The 18337-nt window shown below is 69.4% G+C and carries 15 protein-coding genes and 1 tRNA gene; 13 read left to right on the top strand and 3 right to left on the bottom strand.

The annotated features are described in order from the left end of the window. The 13 genes from bcsZ (at nt 1) to AB4Z27_RS04640 (ending at nt 15741) form a co-directional block, all read left to right on the top strand. Nucleotides 1–1176 carry a cellulose synthase complex periplasmic endoglucanase BcsZ gene (gene bcsZ / locus AB4Z27_RS04580; protein WP_092289922.1) on the top strand — a complete coding sequence of 392 codons (1176 nt, stop codon included), beginning with the start codon at nt 1–3 and terminating at the stop codon, nt 1174–1176. Next, nucleotides 1146–4973 carry a cellulose synthase subunit BcsC-related outer membrane protein gene (locus AB4Z27_RS04585; protein ID WP_441643987.1) on the top strand — a complete coding sequence of 1276 codons (3828 nt, stop codon included), beginning with the start codon at nt 1146–1148 and terminating at the stop codon, nt 4971–4973. The genes bcsZ and AB4Z27_RS04585 overlap by 31 nt, the downstream gene beginning before the upstream one ends. 10 nt (nt 4974–4983) lie before the next feature. Further along, a complete protein-coding gene (gene bcsE / locus AB4Z27_RS04590; RefSeq protein WP_441643988.1) occupies nt 4984–6762 on the top strand; it encodes a cellulose biosynthesis protein BcsE in 1779 nt (592 codons plus the stop codon). A 6-nt stretch (nt 6763–6768) separates the two neighbouring features. Further along, nucleotides 6769–6969 carry a hypothetical protein gene (locus AB4Z27_RS04595; protein ID WP_092289928.1) on the top strand — a complete coding sequence of 67 codons (201 nt, stop codon included), beginning with the start codon at nt 6769–6771 and terminating at the stop codon, nt 6967–6969. After that, complete coding sequence (gene bcsQ, locus AB4Z27_RS04600; RefSeq protein WP_092289930.1) at nt 6966–7739, top strand: cellulose biosynthesis protein BcsQ; 774 nt, start codon at nt 6966–6968, stop codon at nt 7737–7739. The genes AB4Z27_RS04595 and bcsQ overlap by 4 nt, the downstream gene beginning before the upstream one ends. After that, on the top strand, nt 7736–10309 hold the full coding sequence (bcsA, locus tag AB4Z27_RS04605) for a UDP-forming cellulose synthase catalytic subunit (protein WP_441643989.1): 2574 nt from the start codon (nt 7736–7738) through the stop codon (nt 10307–10309). Before bcsQ ends, bcsA begins: the two co-directional genes overlap by 4 nt. A gap of 47 nt (nt 10310–10356) precedes the next feature. Continuing rightward, nucleotides 10357–11919: a cellulose biosynthesis protein BcsG gene (gene bcsG / locus AB4Z27_RS04610; RefSeq protein WP_441643990.1), complete on the top strand. Its 1563-nt coding sequence runs from the start codon at nt 10357–10359 to the stop codon at nt 11917–11919. Then, nucleotides 11916–12185, top strand: a complete 270-nt coding sequence (gene bcsR / locus AB4Z27_RS04615; RefSeq protein ID WP_092445137.1) for a BcsR/BcsP family cellulose biosynthesis protein — start codon at nt 11916–11918, stop codon at nt 12183–12185. Before bcsG ends, bcsR begins: the two co-directional genes overlap by 4 nt. 118 nt (nt 12186–12303) lie before the next feature. Next, nucleotides 12304–13569, top strand: coding sequence for a SpoIIE family protein phosphatase (locus AB4Z27_RS04620; protein ID WP_092289937.1), 1266 nt, complete (start codon nt 12304–12306; stop codon nt 13567–13569). A 43-nt stretch (nt 13570–13612) separates the two neighbouring features. Next, the gene (locus AB4Z27_RS04625; protein WP_092289939.1) at nt 13613–14197 is read left to right on the top strand and encodes a SiaB family protein kinase; all 585 of its coding nucleotides are present in this window, start codon (nt 13613–13615) and stop codon (nt 14195–14197) included. A gap of 22 nt (nt 14198–14219) precedes the next feature. Beyond that, a complete protein-coding gene (locus AB4Z27_RS04630; protein ID WP_092289941.1) occupies nt 14220–14609 on the top strand; it encodes a DUF1987 domain-containing protein in 390 nt (129 codons plus the stop codon). A 17-nt stretch (nt 14610–14626) separates the two neighbouring features. Then, on the top strand, nt 14627–15340 hold the full coding sequence (locus tag AB4Z27_RS04635) for a GGDEF domain-containing protein (protein ID WP_092290843.1): 714 nt from the start codon (nt 14627–14629) through the stop codon (nt 15338–15340). Between the two features lie 167 nt (nt 15341–15507). Beyond that, complete coding sequence (locus AB4Z27_RS04640) at nt 15508–15741, top strand: hypothetical protein (protein ID WP_092289943.1); 234 nt, start codon at nt 15508–15510, stop codon at nt 15739–15741. Nucleotides 15742–15752: 11 nt separating this feature from the next. Here the strand turns inward: AB4Z27_RS04640 and AB4Z27_RS04645 are convergent, their stop codons facing one another. The 3 genes from AB4Z27_RS04645 to AB4Z27_RS04655 all read right to left on the bottom strand — a co-directional run bounded on the left by AB4Z27_RS04645 (nt 15753) and on the right by AB4Z27_RS04655 (nt 18276). Further along, entirely contained in the window at nt 15753–15881 is a 129-nt protein-coding gene (locus AB4Z27_RS04645) for a hypothetical protein (protein ID WP_255370660.1), read from the bottom strand. 182 nt (nt 15882–16063) lie between these two features. Beyond that, nucleotides 16064–16154, bottom strand: a tRNA-Ser gene (locus AB4Z27_RS04650). Between the two features lie 70 nt (nt 16155–16224). Then, on the bottom strand, nt 16225–18276 hold the full coding sequence (locus AB4Z27_RS04655) for a VC_2705 family sodium/solute symporter (RefSeq protein WP_441643991.1): 2052 nt from the start codon (nt 18274–18276) through the stop codon (nt 16225–16227). Between the last annotated feature and the right edge of the window lie 61 nt (nt 18277–18337).

Here is an 18337-nt window from a genome sequence, read left to right on the forward strand (position 1 = left end):
ATGCGGCGTGCGCTGCCCCGCTGGCTCAGGCAGATCGCTCGCGGCATGGTGACGGCCACGCTGGCGGGGCTATCGCTCGCCAGCCTGGCGGCCACCTGCCCGTGGCCGGACTGGGATGCCTTCCGGCGCGACACCATTAGCCCGGACGGCCGCGTGGTCGATGCCAGCACCGAGCGCCAGGCCACGGTCTCCGAAGGGCAGGCCTACGCGCTGTTCTTCGCGCTCGTGGCCAACGACCGCGCCACCTTCGACAAACTGCTCGGCTGGACCGAGAACAACCTGGCGCGCGGCGACCTGAGCGCCCACCTGCCCGCGTGGATCTGGGGCAAGCGCGACAGCGGCCCCGAGGCCGGCACCTGGGGCATGATCGACACCAACGCGGCCAGCGACGCCGACCTGTGGATCGCCTACACGCTGCTCGAAGCCGGCCGGCTCTGGCGCGAACGCCGCTTCACGGCGCTGGGCACGCTGGTCGCCCGGCGCGCGCTGCGCGAGGAATCGGCCGTGCTGCCCGGACTGGGCCGCACGCTGCTGCCGGGCCCGGTCGGCTTTCATCCCACCCCGGATAGCTGGCGGCTGAACCCGAGCTACGTGCCGCTGCCGGTGATGCGCCGGCTGGCCGCCGTGCTGACCGAGGACCGCGGCTGGCAGGCCATGGTCGAGAGCGCGGGGCGGCTGATCGTGGACACCGCGCCGCGCGGCTTCTCGCCCGACTGGGTGCTGTATCAGAAAGGCGCCGGCTTCCGGCCCGATACGGACACGCAGGCCACGGGCTCCTATGATTCGATCCGGGTCTACCTGTGGGCCGGCATGACCGCTGCGGGCGACCCGCTGCGCGCCGGTGTGCTGCGTACGTTGCATCCGATGGCCGACTACGTGCTCGCCAACGGCCACCCGCCCGAGCGGGCGGACACGCAGGCGGGCACGTTCGGGCCGAACGCGGGCAATGCGGGCTTCTCCGCGGCCATCGCACCGTTCATGCTGGCGCAGGGCCAGCCGGACGCCGCGCGCACCCAGGCCCACCGCACGCGCACGCTGGCCGCGCAGTCGCCCTCCGGCTACTACAGTCAGGTGCTGACGCTGTTCGGGCTGGGGCATGTGGATGGCCTGTACCGGTTCGAGGCGGACGGCAAGCTGGTGCCGGCGTGGAACACCGCATGCCCGGCAAGGCGCTAGCTCCCACGCTGTGGCTGCTGCTGGCCAGCGCCGCGCTGCCGGGGGAGGCAGCGGCTGCCGACGCCGCATCGGCCCCAGCCGCCGCCAGCGCCACCACGCGCCGGGAGATGGCGCAGTTGCTGGCATCGGCACGCATGTGGGAGGCACGCAACCGTGCGGACATGGCGCGCGGCGTGCTGGAGAAGGCGTTGTTGATCGATCCGCGCCAACCGGAGGCGCTCAAGATGCTGGGCTTGATCGAAATCCGTTCCAATCGCCCCGCCGAAGCCGACAAGGTGCTGCGGCGCATGCGCGAGGTGGCGCCAGACAGCGCCGCCACGCGCGACCTCGAAGACGCCTACCGCATCGCCACGCGCGACAAGCGCGAGATGGCGCAGGTGCGGCTGCTCGCCCGCAGCGGCAAGTCCGAGGAAGCCGCCACACGGCTGCAGGCGCTGTTCCCGCGCGGCGCGCCGGGCGGCGAGCTGGCGGTGGACTACTACCGCATCCTGGCCGGCACCACCGCCGGCCGCCCGCGCGCGATTGCCGAGTTGCGCCGCCGTGTGAAGCAGGAGCCGGACGATTCGCGCCTCGCGCTGGCGCTGGGCAGCCTGCTGACCGACCGCGAGGCCACCCGGCAGGAAGGGCTCGCCATCCTCTACGACCTCACCCAGCGGCCCGATGGCGACCGCAAGAGCGCGCTCGACATCTGGCGGCGCACGCTGTACAGCGTCAACGAAGATCCGGCCTACTACGTGTGGTTCGAGCGCTACCTCAAGGAAGTGCCCGACGACGAGGCCGCCAAGCAGACGCTCGCCAGCCTCGGCACCCAGCGCGAAGCCCAGCGCAAGCTCGAAGCCGATCCCGCCTGGCAGGCGCGGCAGCGCGGGCTGGCCCAGCTGGAGCGCGGGCAGCTCAACGAGGCCGACATCGCCCTCCAGAAGGCGTACCAGAAGCGCCGGCAGGACGGCGAGGTGGTCGGCGGGCTCGGCCTGGTGCGGCTGCGCGAAGGCCGCCACGATGAAGCCCGCGAACTGTTTTCCCGGGCGATGACGCTCGATCCGGACAATCGCAATAAATGGCGCAGCCTGCGGGACACGGCCACGTTCTGGGGCACCGTGGCGCGTGCGCGCGAGGCCAACGCCCAGGGCAAGCCGGTGCAGGCCGAAGCGCTGGCGCGCGAGGCGCTGGCCCTGCAGCCCGGCAATGAGAACGCGCAGGCGATTCTGGCCGACGCGCTGATCGCCCAGCACAAGGATGCCGAGGCCGAGACGCTGCTGCGCCAGATGCTGGCCCGGCCGAAGCCGGACATGGGCGCGCTGCGCAGCCTCGTCGCCCTGCTCCAGACGCAGCAGCGGCARGACGAGATCGGCCCGCTGATCGCGGACGCGTCGCGCCGCATGCAGGGCTCCGAGTCGGAACTGCGCGCGCTGCGGGCTGACCTGCTGTCCGTGCAGGCCGACCAGCTCATCGCGCAGAAGAAGCGCAGCCCGGCGCTGCAGCGGCTCGAAGATGCCATCCGGCTGGCGCCCGATGCCGCGTGGACACGCTACACGCTGGCCCGTCTCTATCGCGACCTCAACCTGCCGGTGCTGGGCCGCAGCGTCATGGAGGACGGGGTCGCCGCCGCGCCCACCGCCGAGATGCGCTACGCCACGGCGCTCTATCTCAATGCCGTGGACGACATCGACGCCGCCACAGCYGTGCTGGCGGCGGTGCCCGAGGCCGAACGCAGCGAAGGCATGCGCGGGCTCGCCAGCAACCTCGCGGCGCAAAAGCTGCTGCGCGAGGCACGACTGCGGCTGGCCGAAGGCCGCGACGACGAGGCCCGGGCGCTGCTCGACCAGGCCGCCATCGCGGCGCGCGACGAACCGCACATGCTCGCCTCCATCGGCCGCGAATGGATCGGGCTGGGCGAGACCGACAAGGGCCTGCGGCTGGTCAGCGACTGGCTGGCCGCGCACCCCGAGGATCCCCACCTCGACATCCGCCTGCGCTACGGCGAACTGCTGGCCGCCGCCGACCGCGACGACGCGCTGCAGGCGTGGATCGCCGAATCGCGCGCCCTGCCCGGCATCACCGCCGAGCAGCAGGCATCGTTCGACGATCAGTCACTGCGGCTGGCGCTGCGCCGCACCGACCGGCTCATGGCCGACGGCGACCTGACGCGGGCACGGCAGACGCTGTACGCCGTGCCCGAGGCCCAGCAGGCCGACCGCCGCTGGCTGCTGACGCTGGCCGATCTGCGCGAGGCCGGCGGCGACTACCGGGGTGCGGCGGAGGCCGCGCAGGCGGTGCTCGCCAAAGATCCCAAGGATGCCGACGCGCGGCTCACGCTCGCGCGCATGCTCGAACGGCAGGGCAAGGAGGCGCAGGCGCTGGAGATCGTGCGCGCGGTGCTGGCCGATACCCCCGACGACGACATCGACACCCGGCTMTCGGTGGCGCGGCGCTTCACGGCGATGCGGCGCACGGACGAGGCCAGCGCYGTGGTCGACGACCTCGCCCAACGCTACCCGGACCGCGCCGACATCACCGTGCAGCAGGGCCGCATCGCCCAGGCGMGTGGCGACTTCAACGACGCGGCGGCGCACTATCGCACCGCACAGGGGCTGGAGCAGCGCGAAGGCGTCCTGGCTGGCCCCGAAGGCACGCCGGCCGGCCGCGCCCTGGCCGGGCTGGAGGCGCGCCGCCAGGGTGAGGTGGCGACCGCCGTGATGCAGTCGAACAAATCCGGCGATGCCGGCATCTCGCGGCTGCACGCCACCGAGATCCCGCTGTTCGTGCGCATTCCGCAGGGCTACACCGGCCACATGTTCTTCCATGCGGACACCGTGCTGCTCGACGCCGGCACGCTGCAGGCGAGCAACTTCTCGAAGGCGTCCGAGTTCGGCAAGATCGCCGCGCTCGGCAACACGGGCCTCGGCACCATCGGCCAGACCGACCGTGGCGTGGCGCTGGCCGCCGGCTACGAGTTCGATGGCGCCGACAACAGCTGGCGGGCGGACCTCGGTACCACGCCGCTCGGCTTTACCGAACAGACCGTGGTGGGCGGCTTCCGCTATCGGGCGGATCTGGGCGTCTCGTCCGCCTCCGTCGATGTCTCGCGGCGGGCCGTGACCAGTTCGCTGATCTCCTACGGCGGCGCCACCGACCCCGTCACCGGCGAGACCTGGGGCGGCGTGGTGCGCAACGGCATCCACCTGCGCTACGCGCGTGACATCGGCCGCGTAAGCGTATTCGGCGACGTGGGCGCCGGGCTCTACACCGGCCACAACGTGGTGACGAACCGCGAGTTCACGGTCCGCACCGGCTTCGACCTGCCCGTCTACGCCCAGCGCGACCAGCGCGTGACCAGCGGGCTGGTGCTGAACTACTGGCGCTACAGCGACAACCAGCGCTTCTACTCGTTCGGCCATGGCGGCTACTACAGCCCGCAGCGCTACCTCTCGTTCGGCATCCCGCTCGACTGGACCGGGCGCTACGCGCGCTGGTCGTGGCGGCTGCAGGGCTCGGCCGGCTGGTCGTTCACCTACGAGGACGACGCGCCCTACTTCCCCACCCGTCCCGACCTGCAACAGCTCGCCGGCAATCCGATCTACACGGGCGGTTCGGGCGGCGGYTTCAGCTACACGCTCGGCGCCACGGTGGAATACACCTTCGCACCGCACTGGGTGGCCGGCGCAGGCTTCCAGATCGACCGCTCGCGCGACTACGCGCCGAACCGGGCGATGGTCTGGCTGCGCTACCTGTTCGATCGTCGCCGCGACCCGGTGCCGTTCCCGCCGAACCCGGTGCGGCCSTACTCGGCCTATTGATGGGGGATCGATGAAGCACACCGACCGCACTGCTGCCCCCGCCATCCCCGCCACGGCCCTGCCGGGCCTGCGCGCGCGCTTCCAGGCGCGCACGGGGCTGGCCATCGACGGCCTGTCGCCGGCGCTGGCCACGCTCACGCCGGCCCGCGCGCATGTGGTCTATGCCGAGCCCTCGCCCGCCCGCGACGCGCTGTTCTGGCAGACCGCCGCCACGGCGCTRCGCGCGCCGGCCACGGTACTCTCCACGCGCGACGCCGCCGACATCGCCGCCCAGCTACGYGCCCATGGGCTCGACATCGACGCCAACCGCGCCCTCCACGGCCGCGCCAACCTGTGCGCGCTGCGCCCGCCCACGGACGCCAGCCGGCCCGCCATCGACGGGTTGATGGAGGCGCTCCAGGCGCTGGTGGACCAGTGCGGGGCGCAGGGCAGCATGGTGCTGATCGAAGGGGCGGAGGGGTTCTTCGCCTGGCACGATGCGGGGCGGCTGGCTCAGGAAGGCCAGCGCCTGGGCGAATGGTGCGCGCGCCACCGCTGCGCGGTGCTGCTGGTGATGGGGCCGCCGGCGCCGGAGCCGGGCCAGCCGGCGCCAGACCTGCAGGGCTTCCACGGCCGTTTTGCCGGCGCGGTGCAGCTCTCGCAGCAGCAGGGGCAGTACACCTGGGAGGTGGCGTTCTGGCGCGACAACCAGGCCGTGGTGGCAGGCGAGATCGTGCCGCTGCGCTTTGCGCCGCACGAGCACCGGCTGATGGTGGCCGCGCAGACCTTCACCGACACGATCGAGGAAGCCGGCATGCTCGCGCCGGACGAGCAGCGCGTGATCGTCAGCCGCGACGCGGTGCTGCGCGAGCGCTACATCCCCGAGCACTGGCGTGTAGTGGACAGCAACGAAGCCGCCGTGGCCAGCGCCGCCCGCGCGGTGGCGGCCACGGTCCTGCTGCACTACGGCGGCGGGCGCGAACTCGAGGCGCTGGCCGAGCAGGTGCACCGGCTGCGGCGCAGCGCCGAGCGCGCGCTGAAGATTGCCGTGCGCGAGGACAAGGAGGCCATGCGCCAGCACTACGAGCTGCTGATGCTCAACCTCGGCGCCAATCTCGTCATCGCCCAGCGCACGCCGTTCGCCCGGGTGCAGGCCATGATCGAGGGCCTGCAGGGGCAGGTGTTCTCGCGGCCGATTCTTGCCGACTACCGCAACGCGCTGTCCGCCGTGCTGACCACCTCGACCAGCGGCTACGTGCCGCCCGCCGAGTTCGTCTCGCTGGTGCGCGACGCCGTGGAGCGCAGCCGCATGATCCGGCTGCCCCACGTGCTGCTGCAACTGCCGCTGCTGCCCGAAGTGGCCCATGTGGAGGCGCTGCGCGCCTGCCGCATGAACCGCGCAGGCGATCTCTGCACGGCCGGCAGCGACAGCCTCTACGCCTTCTTCTTCGCCTGCCGCATGGACGACGTGGATGCCGTGTGCCGGCGCGTGTTCCAGCAGCCGCTGGGCGAGCTGTTCCATGGCGACGTGCGCAATGGCGACCTGGAGTCCATCGGCGCCACGCTGGGCCGCTTCGAGGCCGAGATCGCCGAGGTGCCGCCGCCCGACTACAGCAGCTGGCTCGCGCGCCAGCAAGAGGCGCCCCGCCCGGCGCCGATGCCTGACACCACCGCCGCGCTGGTTGCGCATGACGGCGGCGACGCCCCGCCGGTGGCGGAGATCCCCACGCTGCCGTTGCGCGACACCCCGCCCGCGCAGCCGCGTGCCATGCCGCAGCCGCACCCCGTGCCGCTGCTTCGACAGGACTGACGCGACATGTCCATCTTCCTTGGCTACTTCATCTGGGGACTGATTCTGGCGGCGCCGCTGGCGTTCGTGATCTGGCGCTTCGACCTGCTGCGCTGGTTCCCGCAATGGACCACGCCGCGCCCACGCCGCACCGTACGCCTGCCGCCGCAACTGCACGGCATGGTGATTCGCGGCAAGCGCCGCCCGGACCGCGAGCCGCCGCGATGAAGACCATCGCCATCGTCTCCCCCGCCGGCGGCGCCGGACGCACCATGGTGACGGCCTCGCTGGCCTCGCTGCTGGCCGGGCGCGGGCACCCGGTGCTGGCGCTCGAATGCGATCCGCGCAATCTGCTGGGCTACCACTTCGGCCTGCGCGACGCGGCGCGCGCGGGGCTGTCCGGCTGCCTGGCCGACGGATCGCCCACCGCGTGGGCGCAGGCCGGGCTGCGCAGCGACGATGGCGTGCTGTTCGTGCCCTGGGGCGAGCAGGACAGCGACGACGATGACATCCAGGCCGGCAAGCTGCTGCGCGCGGGGCCGCACTGGCTGCGCGGGCTGATCGCCCAGGTGGCCATGCCGGCGCACGGCGCGGTGCTGATCGACACGCCGCCCTGGCCCTCGCCGCACGCGGGCCAGGCCATCGCCGCGGCCGACCTCGTGCTGGTGCTGCTGCCGCCGCARCCCGAAGTCTGCGTCGGGCTGGGCCGGCTGACCGATGCGCTGGCGCGGCGCGGCCACACCGCCTGCTACGTGGCCACGCGACTCCAGCCGGCACGGCGGCTGCATGCCGATATCGTCACGCTGCTGCGCGCCACGCTCGGCAATGCGATGCTGGCCTGCCCCGTCCACGAGGACAGCGGCATTCCGGAAGCCTTCGCGCGCAGCGAGAACTTCTGCCGCAGCGCGCCACACTCGCAGGCGGCGCACGACCTGCAAGGGCTGGCGTCGTGGGTGTCCCACTGGATCGGCGCCCCGCCMCAGGAGCGCGAACGATGAGCGACAAGCCCGCCCGACTCCACCGCTGGCTGGCCGTCGCGCGCGACCGGCTGGCGCGCCACCTTGGCGTCACCGCGCCGGCGCACGGCGGCATCTGGGTGCTGCGCGCCGTGTTCCAGCCGCCCCGCCCCGGCAAGCCCGATATTCCTGCGGAATGGGCCGCGCTGCTGTACCGGCGCGCGCTGGCCCGGCTCGGCATGGGCCGCCGCCGCGACCCCGCCGCGTGGCTGTGGCGGCTGTTCATCCGCCCGCCTCGTCCGCGCTACCGGCTGGCCGCCGACCTCCGCAAGCGTCGCCAGGTTGCCGCGCCGCCGGGGGTCACACCGTTCCGGCGCTGGCTGGACCGCCTGCTCGGGCCGATCTACTACGCGGTGACGCGCATGCGGCGCCGCATTGCCGCGCGGCTGCCCCGCGTGGACTGGGCGCGCGTGGGCGATGGCGTGGAGGCCGTCGCCACGCGCGTGGGMCGCATCCCGTTCGCGGTGCCCACCTCGTTGGTGCTCGCCTGCCTGGCCKGCGCGGTCATCAGCACCACGCCACTGACGTTCTCGAGCCAGCTACTGCTGTTCGCCATCGTCTGGATCGGGTTGATGGTGCTGCGGCGCATTCCCGGCCGGCTGCCGACGCTGGCGATGATGGTGCTCTCCGCGCTGATGGCGGGCCGCTATATCTGGTGGCGCTCCACGCAGACGCTGCAGTTCRCCACGGCCACCGAGGCCGCCGTGGGCTACCTCCTCTATGCGGCCGAGGTCTACACCTGGATCGTGCTGGGGCTGGGCTACCTGCAAACGGCGTGGCCGCTGAACCGCCAGCCYAAGGCGCTGCCGGCCGACCCGGAGGCATGGCCGACGGTGGACGTCTACATCCCCACCTACAACGAGTCGCTGGCTGTGCTGCAACCCACCGTGTACGCGGCGCTGAGCATGGACTGGCCGGCGCACAAGCTGCGCGTGTTCATCCTCGACGATGGCCGGCGGCCCGCGATGCGGGAGTTCGCGGCGGCGGCCGGGGTGGGCTACCTCACGCGGGAAGACAATTTCCACGCCAAGGCCGGCAACATCAACAAGGCGCTGGCGAAGACGGACGGCGAGTACATCGCCATCTTCGACTGCGACCACATCCCCACGCGCTCCTTCCTGCAGATGACCATGGGCGAGTTCCTGGCCGACCCGAAGTGCGCGCTGGTGCAGACGCCGCACCACTTCTTCTCGCCAGACCCGTTCGAGCGCAACTTCGACACCTTCCGGCGCGTGCCGAACGAGGGCAGCCTGTTCTACGGCCTGATCCAGGACGGCAACGACTTCTGGAACGCCACCTTCTTCTGCGGCTCCTGCGCGGTCATCAAGCGCGCGCCGCTGCTGGMGATCGGCGGGATTGCCGTGGARACCGTCACCGAGGACGCCCACACGGCGCTCAAGCTGCACCGGCTCGGCTACAACAGCGCCTACCTGCGCACGGTGCAGGCGGCCGGGCTGGCCACCGAGAGCCTGTCCGGCCATATCGGGCAGCGCATCCGCTGGGCGCGCGGCATGGCGCAGATCTTCCGCATCGACAACCCGCTGCTCGGGCGCGGGCTGCACCTGTTCCAGCGCATCTGCTACAGCAACGCGATGCTGCACTTCTTCTACGGCATTCCCCGGCTGATCTTCCTGACCATGCCGATCGCCTACCTGTACTTCGGCCTGCACGTGATCAACACCTCGGCGCTGCTGATCATGGCCTACGTGCTGCCCTACCTGTTCGTGGCCAACGTGACCAACTCGCGGCTCCAGGGCCGCTACCGCCATTCGTTCTGGGCCGAAGTCTACGAATCGGTGCTGGCCTGGTACATCGTGCTGCCGACCACGGTGGCCTTCATCAACCCGCGCCTGGGCAAGTTCAACGTCACGGCCAAGGGCGGGCAGATTGCCGACGACTACCTCGACTGGACSATCTCCAAGCCCTACCTGGTGCTGCTGGCGCTCAACGTGATCGGGCTGGCGGTTGGCGTCGGCCACCTGCTGTTCGGCAGCACCGACGAGCCGGCCACGGTGCTGATGAACATGGGCTGGGCGCTGGCCAACCTGATCATGCTTGGCGCCGCCGTGGGCGTGGCGCGGGAGGCGCGGCAGGTGCGGGTCTCCCACCGCATTCCGATGCGCGTGCCGGCCACGCTGCTGCTGCCGGACGGCGCCACGCTCGCCTGCCGCACCGAGAACTACTCGATGGGCGGCCTCGGCCTGCTGCTGCCGGTGGAGGTGATGCTGGACGAAGGCGCGCGCGYGGGCGTCTGCCTGGCGCGCGGCACGCGCACCTACCACTTCCCCGGCCTGGTCACGCGCAACGTCAACCGCCACCTCGGCGTGCGCATGGAGGGCCTGACGGCCGAGCGCGAGATCGAACTGATCCAGTGCACCTTCGGCCGCGCCGACGCCTGGATCGACTGGCTGGACGACGAACACGCCGACGCCCCGCTGCGCAGCCTCAAGGAGGTGATCGAGATGGGCTACCAGGGCCTGCTGCGCCTCTACGACGCCTGCGCGGAAGCGGTCGACCTGCTGATCGGGCGCCGCCGCCCCCGCCAGCCTTAATTCATCACGCCGGCCATCACGCCGCAGGAGCCGAACCACACATCGCYATGGGAATCTGGAACCTCTACTTCCTCGCCAAGCTCTGGCTGTTTCACACGGGCCACCTCCAGCCGCACTGGCTGACGAACCTGGTGTTCGCGCTGTTCCTGGCGGTGCCGATGGAGTCGCGGCCGCTGCGGGTGCTGCGCCAGCTCATCGCCATCGTGGTCGGGGCGATGCTGGCCTACCGGGAATCGACGCTGCCGCCGTTCGCGCGCGTGGTGTCGCAGTTCTCGAACGTGAGCGCGTTCACGCCCGAGTACCTGCTCGAACTGGCGCAGCGCATCGTGTCCCTGCAGATGGTGGTGGCGATCGCGCTGGCGGTGCTGCTCTACCTGATCATCAACCGCTGGGTGCGGGTGACCACCTTCGTGCTGCTGGCGCTGATCGCCATCCCGTTCTGGCACGGCACCGGCGACGGCAACCCGCCGACGCGGCTCAACCAGATGACCGCGCGCGCGGCAGACACCCCACGCGCCGACTTCGCGGTGCGCGGCGGCTACGATGCCCAGCTGGCCGCCTTCCGCGAGCAGGAATCGACCCGCTCGGCCACCGCCCAGCCGCTAACGGCCACGCCCGACGCGCAGTTCGACATCATCGTGCTGCACATCTGCTCGCTGTCCTGGGACGACATGGACGCCGCCAAGGCCAGCAACCACCCGCTGTTCACGCGCTTCGACTACCTGTTCAAGAATTTCAGCTCCGCCGCGAGCTACAGCGGGCCGGCGGCCATCCGGCTGCTGCGCGCCTCGTGCGGCCAGGAACCCCACGCCAGCCTGTACTCGCCGGCGCCGGYCGAATGCCATCTGTTCGAGGCACTCGCCCAGGCCGGCTTCGGCCCCCACGTGCTGCTGAACCACGATGGCCGCTTCGACAATTTCCGGAGCTTTGTCGACAAGGAAGTGGGCGTGGCGGGCATCCAGCCCGAGTCCAACGAAGGCGTGCCCGTGGCGATGCGCGCCTTCGACGACTCCCCGGTGCTGGGCGACTACGACACCTTCGACCACTGGTACAAGCGCCGCCTCCAGCAGAACAGCGGCCCCGTGGCGCTCTACTACAACACGGTGACGCTGCACGACGGCAACCGGCTGCCGGGCAAGCGGCTGACCAGCCTGGAGTCCTATCCGCTGCGGCTGGCCAAGCTGCTCGAGGACGTCGACCGGATCATCGAGACCATCAGCAAGTCCGGCCGCAAGGCGGTGGTGGTGTTCGTGCCCGAGCATGGCGCGGCGCTGCGGGGCGACGAAAACCAGATCTCCGGGCTGCGCGAGATTCCCACGCCGCGCATCGTCCACGTGCCGGTGGGCGTGAAGCTGGTGGGCCTGCCGAYCACAGCCACGGGCGGCATGGTGACGATCGACGCGCCGTCCAGCTTCCTGGCGCTGTCGCAGCTGCTGTTCAACCTCGTGGCAGACAGCCCGTTCCGCCAGGGCGCGCCGCCCACCGCCAGCTACAGCGAGAACTTGCCGCAGACGATGATGGTSGGCGAGAACGAAGGCACCGTGACCATGAAGCTGAGCAAGGGTTATGTGATTCATACGCCAGATGGCGTCTGGGTGGAGCAGAAATGAGCCAGCCCCCGAAGTCCCCAAAACCCCAGAAAACCCCGCCGGTGCCGCGCGGCACCCCKGGCGCCTACAGCGACATCGACGCCCTGGACCGGCATGTCGAGGGCTTCGACGCGCGGCAATACTTCGACCAGCAGGACGCGGTGCAGACCCGGGCGGCGGCGCAGCGCTGGCCGCTGCTGGGGCGCGCGCTGGGGCACACATTGGGGCACACGCTTGGGCACGCGGCGACCGACGCGGACGGCCCGTCGACCAGCGCCGAGCGCTAATGCCGCCACCCCACTCGAGTGGGGCTTTAACCATTGATTTACAAGGAAAACCGTCACATAGCCGACATGCATCCGCCGTAGACTCTGGGCCACTTTCCCCACCCTGGTTCCTTCGGTCATGTCTGGCGTCCTGGTTGATCCCTCCGCTGCCCGCCTGCGCTTCCGGCAGCCCTGTGCCGAGGATCTGGCCGTCATCACGCCTTCCGTGACGACCGACCACACGAATCAGGACGTGCTCGAGGTCTTTGCGCTACACCGCGACCTCAACTGCCTGCCCGTGACCGAGCGCGACAAGCCCATCGGCCTGATCAACCGGTCGATCTTCCTGTCGCAGATGAGCAAGCCGTACCAYCAGGAACTCTACAACCGCAAAAGCTGCATCGCGTTCATGGACAAGGAGCCGCTGATCGTGGACGCCGCCATGAGCATCGACGCGCTGACGTTCCGCGCGGTCGAGTATGGCGAGAAGGCGCTGGCGGAAGGCTTCATCATCGCCCGCGACGGCAAGTTCATCGGTCTGGGACACGGCCTGCAGCTGATGCGCGTGGTGGCCGACATGCAGGCCGAGCGCAATCGGCAGATCATGCAGAGCATCGACTACGCCAGCACGATCCAGCGGGCGATGCTGCGCACCTCACGCCAGACGCTGGCCGCCACGCTGCCGGACGCCGCACTGGTCTGGGAGCCGCGCGACGTGGTGGGCGGCGACTTCTATCAYTTCGCAGCATTCGACGACGGCTGGTTCGCCGCGCTGGCCGATTGCACCGGCCATGGCGTGCCGGGCGCGTTCATGACGCTGATTGCCTCGTCGCTGCTGACGCAGGCCATCGAGCAGCAAGGCCCGCGCGACCCCGGCGCGCTGCTGGCGGCCGTCAATCGCGGCATCAAGCAGATGCTTGGGCAGATCGACGGCCACATCGACGGGCAGGACGGCCAGCGGGGCGAGCGCGGCATCGCCGAATCCGACGACGGCATGGACGCCGCGTTCTTCTGGTTCGACAACGCCACCCGTACGCTGACCTTCGCCGGTGCCAAGTGCGCGCTGTTCGTGCTGCAGCCCGGTGACACCGAGGGCCAGATGATCAACGGCGCCCGCATGGGCGTCGGCTACGTCGACACCGGCATGGACTACGCGTGGCAGAACGCGGCCGTGCCGATGCCGCCCGACACGGTGGCCTTCGTGACCACGGACGGGCTGATCGACCAGATCGGCGGCCCGCGCGAGATCTCGTTCGGCAAGCGCCGCATGCGCGAAGCCATCTGCGCCAGCCGCGCGGCATCGGCGGCGCAGATCAGCCAGGCGGTGCTCGAGGTGCATCGCGCCTGGCAGGGCCAGCACCGGCGCCGCGACGACCTGACCTTCTTCTGCTTCCGCGCCCGATAACACCGCGCCAGACTCTTACAGCGCCCCACCGGCCGCACGACACATGAACGCCGCACAATCGATTGACAAGGAATATGAGCCGTTTTTCGCGATGGCTCGGGAACGCAACGTGATCTTCTACTACGTCGGCTACTTTTCGCAGAACATCATCGCCGCCATGTCCGACGCGGTGCGCCTGCAGCTCGCCGTAAGCGGGGTCGATGGCACCACGCGGCGCAAGCTGTTCTCGTCCTTCGTGGAAATGGCGCAGAACATCGTCCACTACTCCTCGGACGCCCTGACCGCACCCACGCCGGAGAGCGAGCAGCAGCGCGGCCAGTTGCGCCATGGCTCGGTGTGCATCAGCATGGTGGACGAGCACTACCGCCTGATGTGTTCCAATCCGGTGGCGACGGTGCGTGTGCACCAGCTGCGCGCCACGCTGGAGCCGCTRCGCACGATGACGCTGGACCAGATCAAGCAAGCCTACAAGCAGACCCTGCGCGCGGAGGCGCCGGAGGGCAGCAAGGGCGCCGGGCTCGGCTTCCTGACGATGGCGCGCGATGCCAGCGCGCCCCTCGAATACAACTTTCAACCGATCGACACGGATCCGGGATCGACGATGTTCCAGCTCGTCGCCACGATCTGACCTATCGGGAAGAGCCTCTGCCATGGAAAACCTGTTTATCGCCGCCACGCCCTCCTCGCCCGAGGTGAGCTTCGACTTCGAGCGGCACATCCTCTCGCTCAAGGGCGAGTCCTACCCCGAGAACGCTGCCGTGTTCTACGGCGAGGCCATCGCCCGCCTGCGCAAGTACCTGGCGGCGTGCGACGGGGTCTCGGTCACGGTCAACGTGGCGCTGACTTATTTCAACAGCTCGAGCACCAAGATGCTGTTCAGCATCTTCGACGCGCTGAACGACGCCGCCGAGCGCGGCAACCGCATCGAACTGCACTGGTTCCATGACGAGGACGACGACACCATCCTCGAATTCGGCCAGGAACTGCACGACGACTTCCCTGCGATTGCGTTCCACGACGTAGCGACCACCGGCAGTTGAACCCGCCCGCCGCCATCATGTCCGAGCCCGACCTGTTCGAATCGGAGAACAGCGTCCTGGCGCATGCCAAGGCCGTGTTCTGCGATGTCGATGCCGGCGAGGAATCGTATCGGCATACGCTGGGGCAGCTCATCAGCTACTACGAGCGGCTGATGCGCGAGACGCGCCGGCTGATCCGCCGCAGCGACCGTGAGGAACTGGAGATGAACCGGCTTAACCACCGGCTCCAGGAACTGGCTCAGGAACTCGAATACCGCGCCACGCACGACACGCTGACTGGCGCGCTCAACCGTGGCGCCGTGATCGACCGCGCCACGGCGGCGCTGGCCCGCGGGAGCCTCTCGATGATCGTGCTCGACATCGACCATTTCAAGCGGCTCAACGATGCCTATGGCCATCCGGTGGGCGACGCGGTGATCTGCGGCGTGACCGCCTGCCTCAAGGACACSGTGGATGCCGAGGGCGCCATCGGGCGCGTGGGYGGCGAGGAGTTCACCGCGCTGCTGCCAGGCGTGCCGCTCGAAGACGCGCTGGCGCTGGCCGAGGACATGCGCCATGCCATCGCCACGCATCGCTTCCCCTCCCCCGTGGACTGCCCGGTCACGGCGAGCTTCGGCGTGAGCTGGTCCGCCCAGGGCCGCACCTTCGAGCACGCATATGGCCGCGCCGACGAGGCGCTCTACGACGCCAAGCGCAACGGCCGCAACCGCGTGATGCAAGCCGCCGCATGACCCTGTTTTGCTGATCCATTGACTGGTCGGACACTGTCATCTGGAATACGGTGGTTTGCCCTCGCGAAGCCAAACGTTTCCGATACGGCAAGCCTTGACTACTATCCAGAGTGATCCCTGACATCAGGACGGCGCAGGTCACCTCGCCGGCCAGGACAAGGAGAGGCATGCACCACATCGAGCCAGTGGAATGCGTCTGCGGCGCGACGCTCCACATCCGCGAATACCGGCTGGGCCTTGTGAGGACCCCACGCAAGGAACACGCACCCTGCCCCATCTGCGGGCGCACCGTCTACGAAACCGAGATGGACGGCTTCCTGCTGGTGGAAGTCGTCACGCGGCGCGCCCCGGTCATGCCGGTGGCGGCCAAGGTGCAGAAACGGAAGGCCCAGCGAACCTGAGCCCGCGCGGGCTATGACTTCGTGATGCGCTGGGGATGGGTCGCGTAGTACGCGAGGATGACTGACGCGGTGAACGCCATGCCGGCCACGGCAAAGGCGATCAGCGTGGGAAAGGCGACGCCGGATTTTTCCTTGGACATGCGGGACTCCTCGGACGAATGGTCACGGTATGGTAGCCCGGCCTGGCGCCGGCTGCTGACCCGACGTCGCCGAGGGTGCGCCGCGGCCTGGTCCATCAGGCGCTCCAACACCGTTATGTTGGAATCCCGCCTGGAAATGCAAAAAGCCGCCTCGATGGGCGGCTTTTTGCTACTGGCTGTTCTGGCGGAGAGACGGGGATTCGAACCCCGGATAGGCTATTAACCTATACACGCTTTCCAGGCGTGCGACTTAAACCACTCATCCATCTCTCCGGGAAGTCGGCGATTATAGCAGAGCCGTTCGGGCTGTCCAGCCCCCTCGGGGATGTGGTTGTGACCTGCCCTACCCTTTTCGCAGGTAATTGACRAGCCGGTCGATGACCGGTGCGTTCCTYGGCGTGACCAGGCTCACGAGGATGGCCACGGCAAACCCGGCCGGCACGCCGAAGGCGCCGGAGGCGATCGGGTCCACGCCGAACCARCGGTTGCCGAAGATTCCGGTCATCTTCGTGAAGAACGGGTAGTTGACGAAGATGTAGTACATCGCCACGCCCAGCCCGGTGGCCATGCCCGCCACCGCCCCGGCCGCCGTGGTTCGGCGCCAGAAGATGGCCAGGACCAGCACCGGGAAGAAGCTCGACGCCGCCAGCGAGAAGGCCGCCCCCACCAGGAACAGGATGTTGCCAGGCCGCAGCGAGGTCACGTAGGAGGCGAACAGCGCCACCGCCAGCAGCACGATCTTGGCGGTCGTCACGCGGCGCTGGTGGCTCGCCTGGCGGTCGATCATGTGGTAGTAGACGTCGTGCGACAGCGCGTTGGCAATCGTCAGTAACAACCCGTCCGCCGTGGACAGCGCCGCCGCCAGCGCGCCGGCCGCCACCAGCCCCGAGATCACGTACGGCAGCCCGGCGATCTCGGGCGCCGCCAGCACAATCATGTCCGGCTGGATCAGGATTTCCGCCCACTGGACGATGCCGTCGCCATTCACATCGCGGATGCCGAACACGGGCGGGTCGACCTTGCGCCATTGCACCACCCACTGCGGCAGCTCCGCGAACGGCGTGCCGACCAGGTGCTGGAAGAACTCGGCCTTGACCAGCGCCGCCAGCGTGGGTGCCGACACATAGAGCAGCGCGATGAAAAACACGGCCCAGGCCACCGAATTGCGCGTTTCCCGGACCGACGGCGTGGTGTACAGCCGCGTCAGGATGTGCGGCAGGCTGGCCGTGCCGAGCATCAGGCAGAACACCAGCAGGACGAAGTTGAGCCGCTTGCTCTTCCGCTCCGCCTCGGACGCCGCCGGGTAAGGCTCGGTCGATGGCGTGGCGGCATGGCTGCGCGCCAGCGCCTCCTCCCGCATCTGGCTCCACTGCTGCTGGGCGTCGGCGAYATCCACGGGAAACGCCAGCCGCTCGCGCTCCACGCTCTTGATCTCGCGCAGCGGCGCGTTGCGCGTGCGCAGTTCCTGGAGCCGATCGTCCAGCACGCGCCGTTCTTCGTCGAATGACTGCGGCAGCCGCGCGATGCGCTCCTGCAGCATCACCGCCTGCTGGCGAAACAACTCCCGCACCTGCCGCTCCGCGGGATCGTGCTCCAGCCGCTTCTCGGCCTGTTCGATCTGGCCCAGCAGCGAACCATAGCTGACCTGCGGCAGCGCCTCGCGATGATGCTTCCACGCAATCATCGACACGGTTAGCAAAAACGCCACAATCAGCATGATGTACTGCGCCACCTGGGTCCACGTGACCGCCCGCATGCCGCCCAGGAACGAGCAGACCAGGATGCCGGCAAGCCCGAAGAACACCCCCACGGCGAACTCCACGCCGATAAAGCGCGTGACGATCAGCCCCACGCCCTGGATCTGCGCCACCAGATAGACGAAGGAGCACAGCGAGGCCGCCAGCACCGCAATCGCCCGCACCGGCAGGTTGCCGCCGGGCTTGCCGTTGCCGTAGCGCGCCGCAAGGAAGTCCGGGATCGTATAGCCGCCATATTTGCGCAGATACGGCGCCAACAGGAACGCCACCAGGCAGTAGCCGCCGGTCCAGCCCATCACGTAGGCCARCCCCTCGTAGCCGGAGGCGAACAGGATGCCGGCCAGGCCGATGAACGACGCCGCGCTCATCCAGTCCGCGGCGATGGCCATGCCGTTGAACAGCGCCGGCACCCGTCGCCCCGCCACGTAATACTCGTTGAGGTCCGAGGTGCGGCAGATCAGGCCGATGCAGGCGTAGATCGCAATTGTGACGAACAGGAAGACATAGCCGAGCCACAGCGCGTCGGCGTTGGAATGCTCGAGCAGCCCCATCATGCCGATGAAGCCGAACAGCCCGAGCGTGAACAGACCGTAGTAGAGCAACAGCCGGCGCCGGAAGCGCGACTGGGCATCAGCCATGGGCGAACTCAAGAAAATGCCGGCACGCGGCCGGCATCGGATGGGAGGAAACCCGCACGGG

It is taken from the genome of Cupriavidus sp. KB_39 (assembly GCF_052114485.1).
Classification (GTDB): domain Bacteria; phylum Pseudomonadota; class Gammaproteobacteria; order Burkholderiales; family Burkholderiaceae; genus Cupriavidus.

Coding starts and splice junctions, on each gene's coding strand:
- bcsZ (WP_092289922.1), top strand. CDS start 1: ATGCGGCGTGCGCTGCCCCGCTGGCTCAGGCAGATCGCTCGCGGCATG.
- AB4Z27_RS04595 (WP_092289928.1), top strand. CDS start 6,769: ATGTCCATCTTCCTTGGCTACTTCATCTGGGGACTGATTCTGGCGGCG.
- AB4Z27_RS04630 (WP_092289941.1), top strand. CDS start 14,220: ATGGAAAACCTGTTTATCGCCGCCACGCCCTCCTCGCCCGAGGTGAGC.
- AB4Z27_RS04640 (WP_092289943.1), top strand. CDS start 15,508: ATGCACCACATCGAGCCAGTGGAATGCGTCTGCGGCGCGACGCTCCAC.
- AB4Z27_RS04645 (WP_255370660.1), bottom strand. CDS start 15,881: ATGTCCAAGGAAAAATCCGGCGTCGCCTTTCCCACGCTGATCGCCTTT.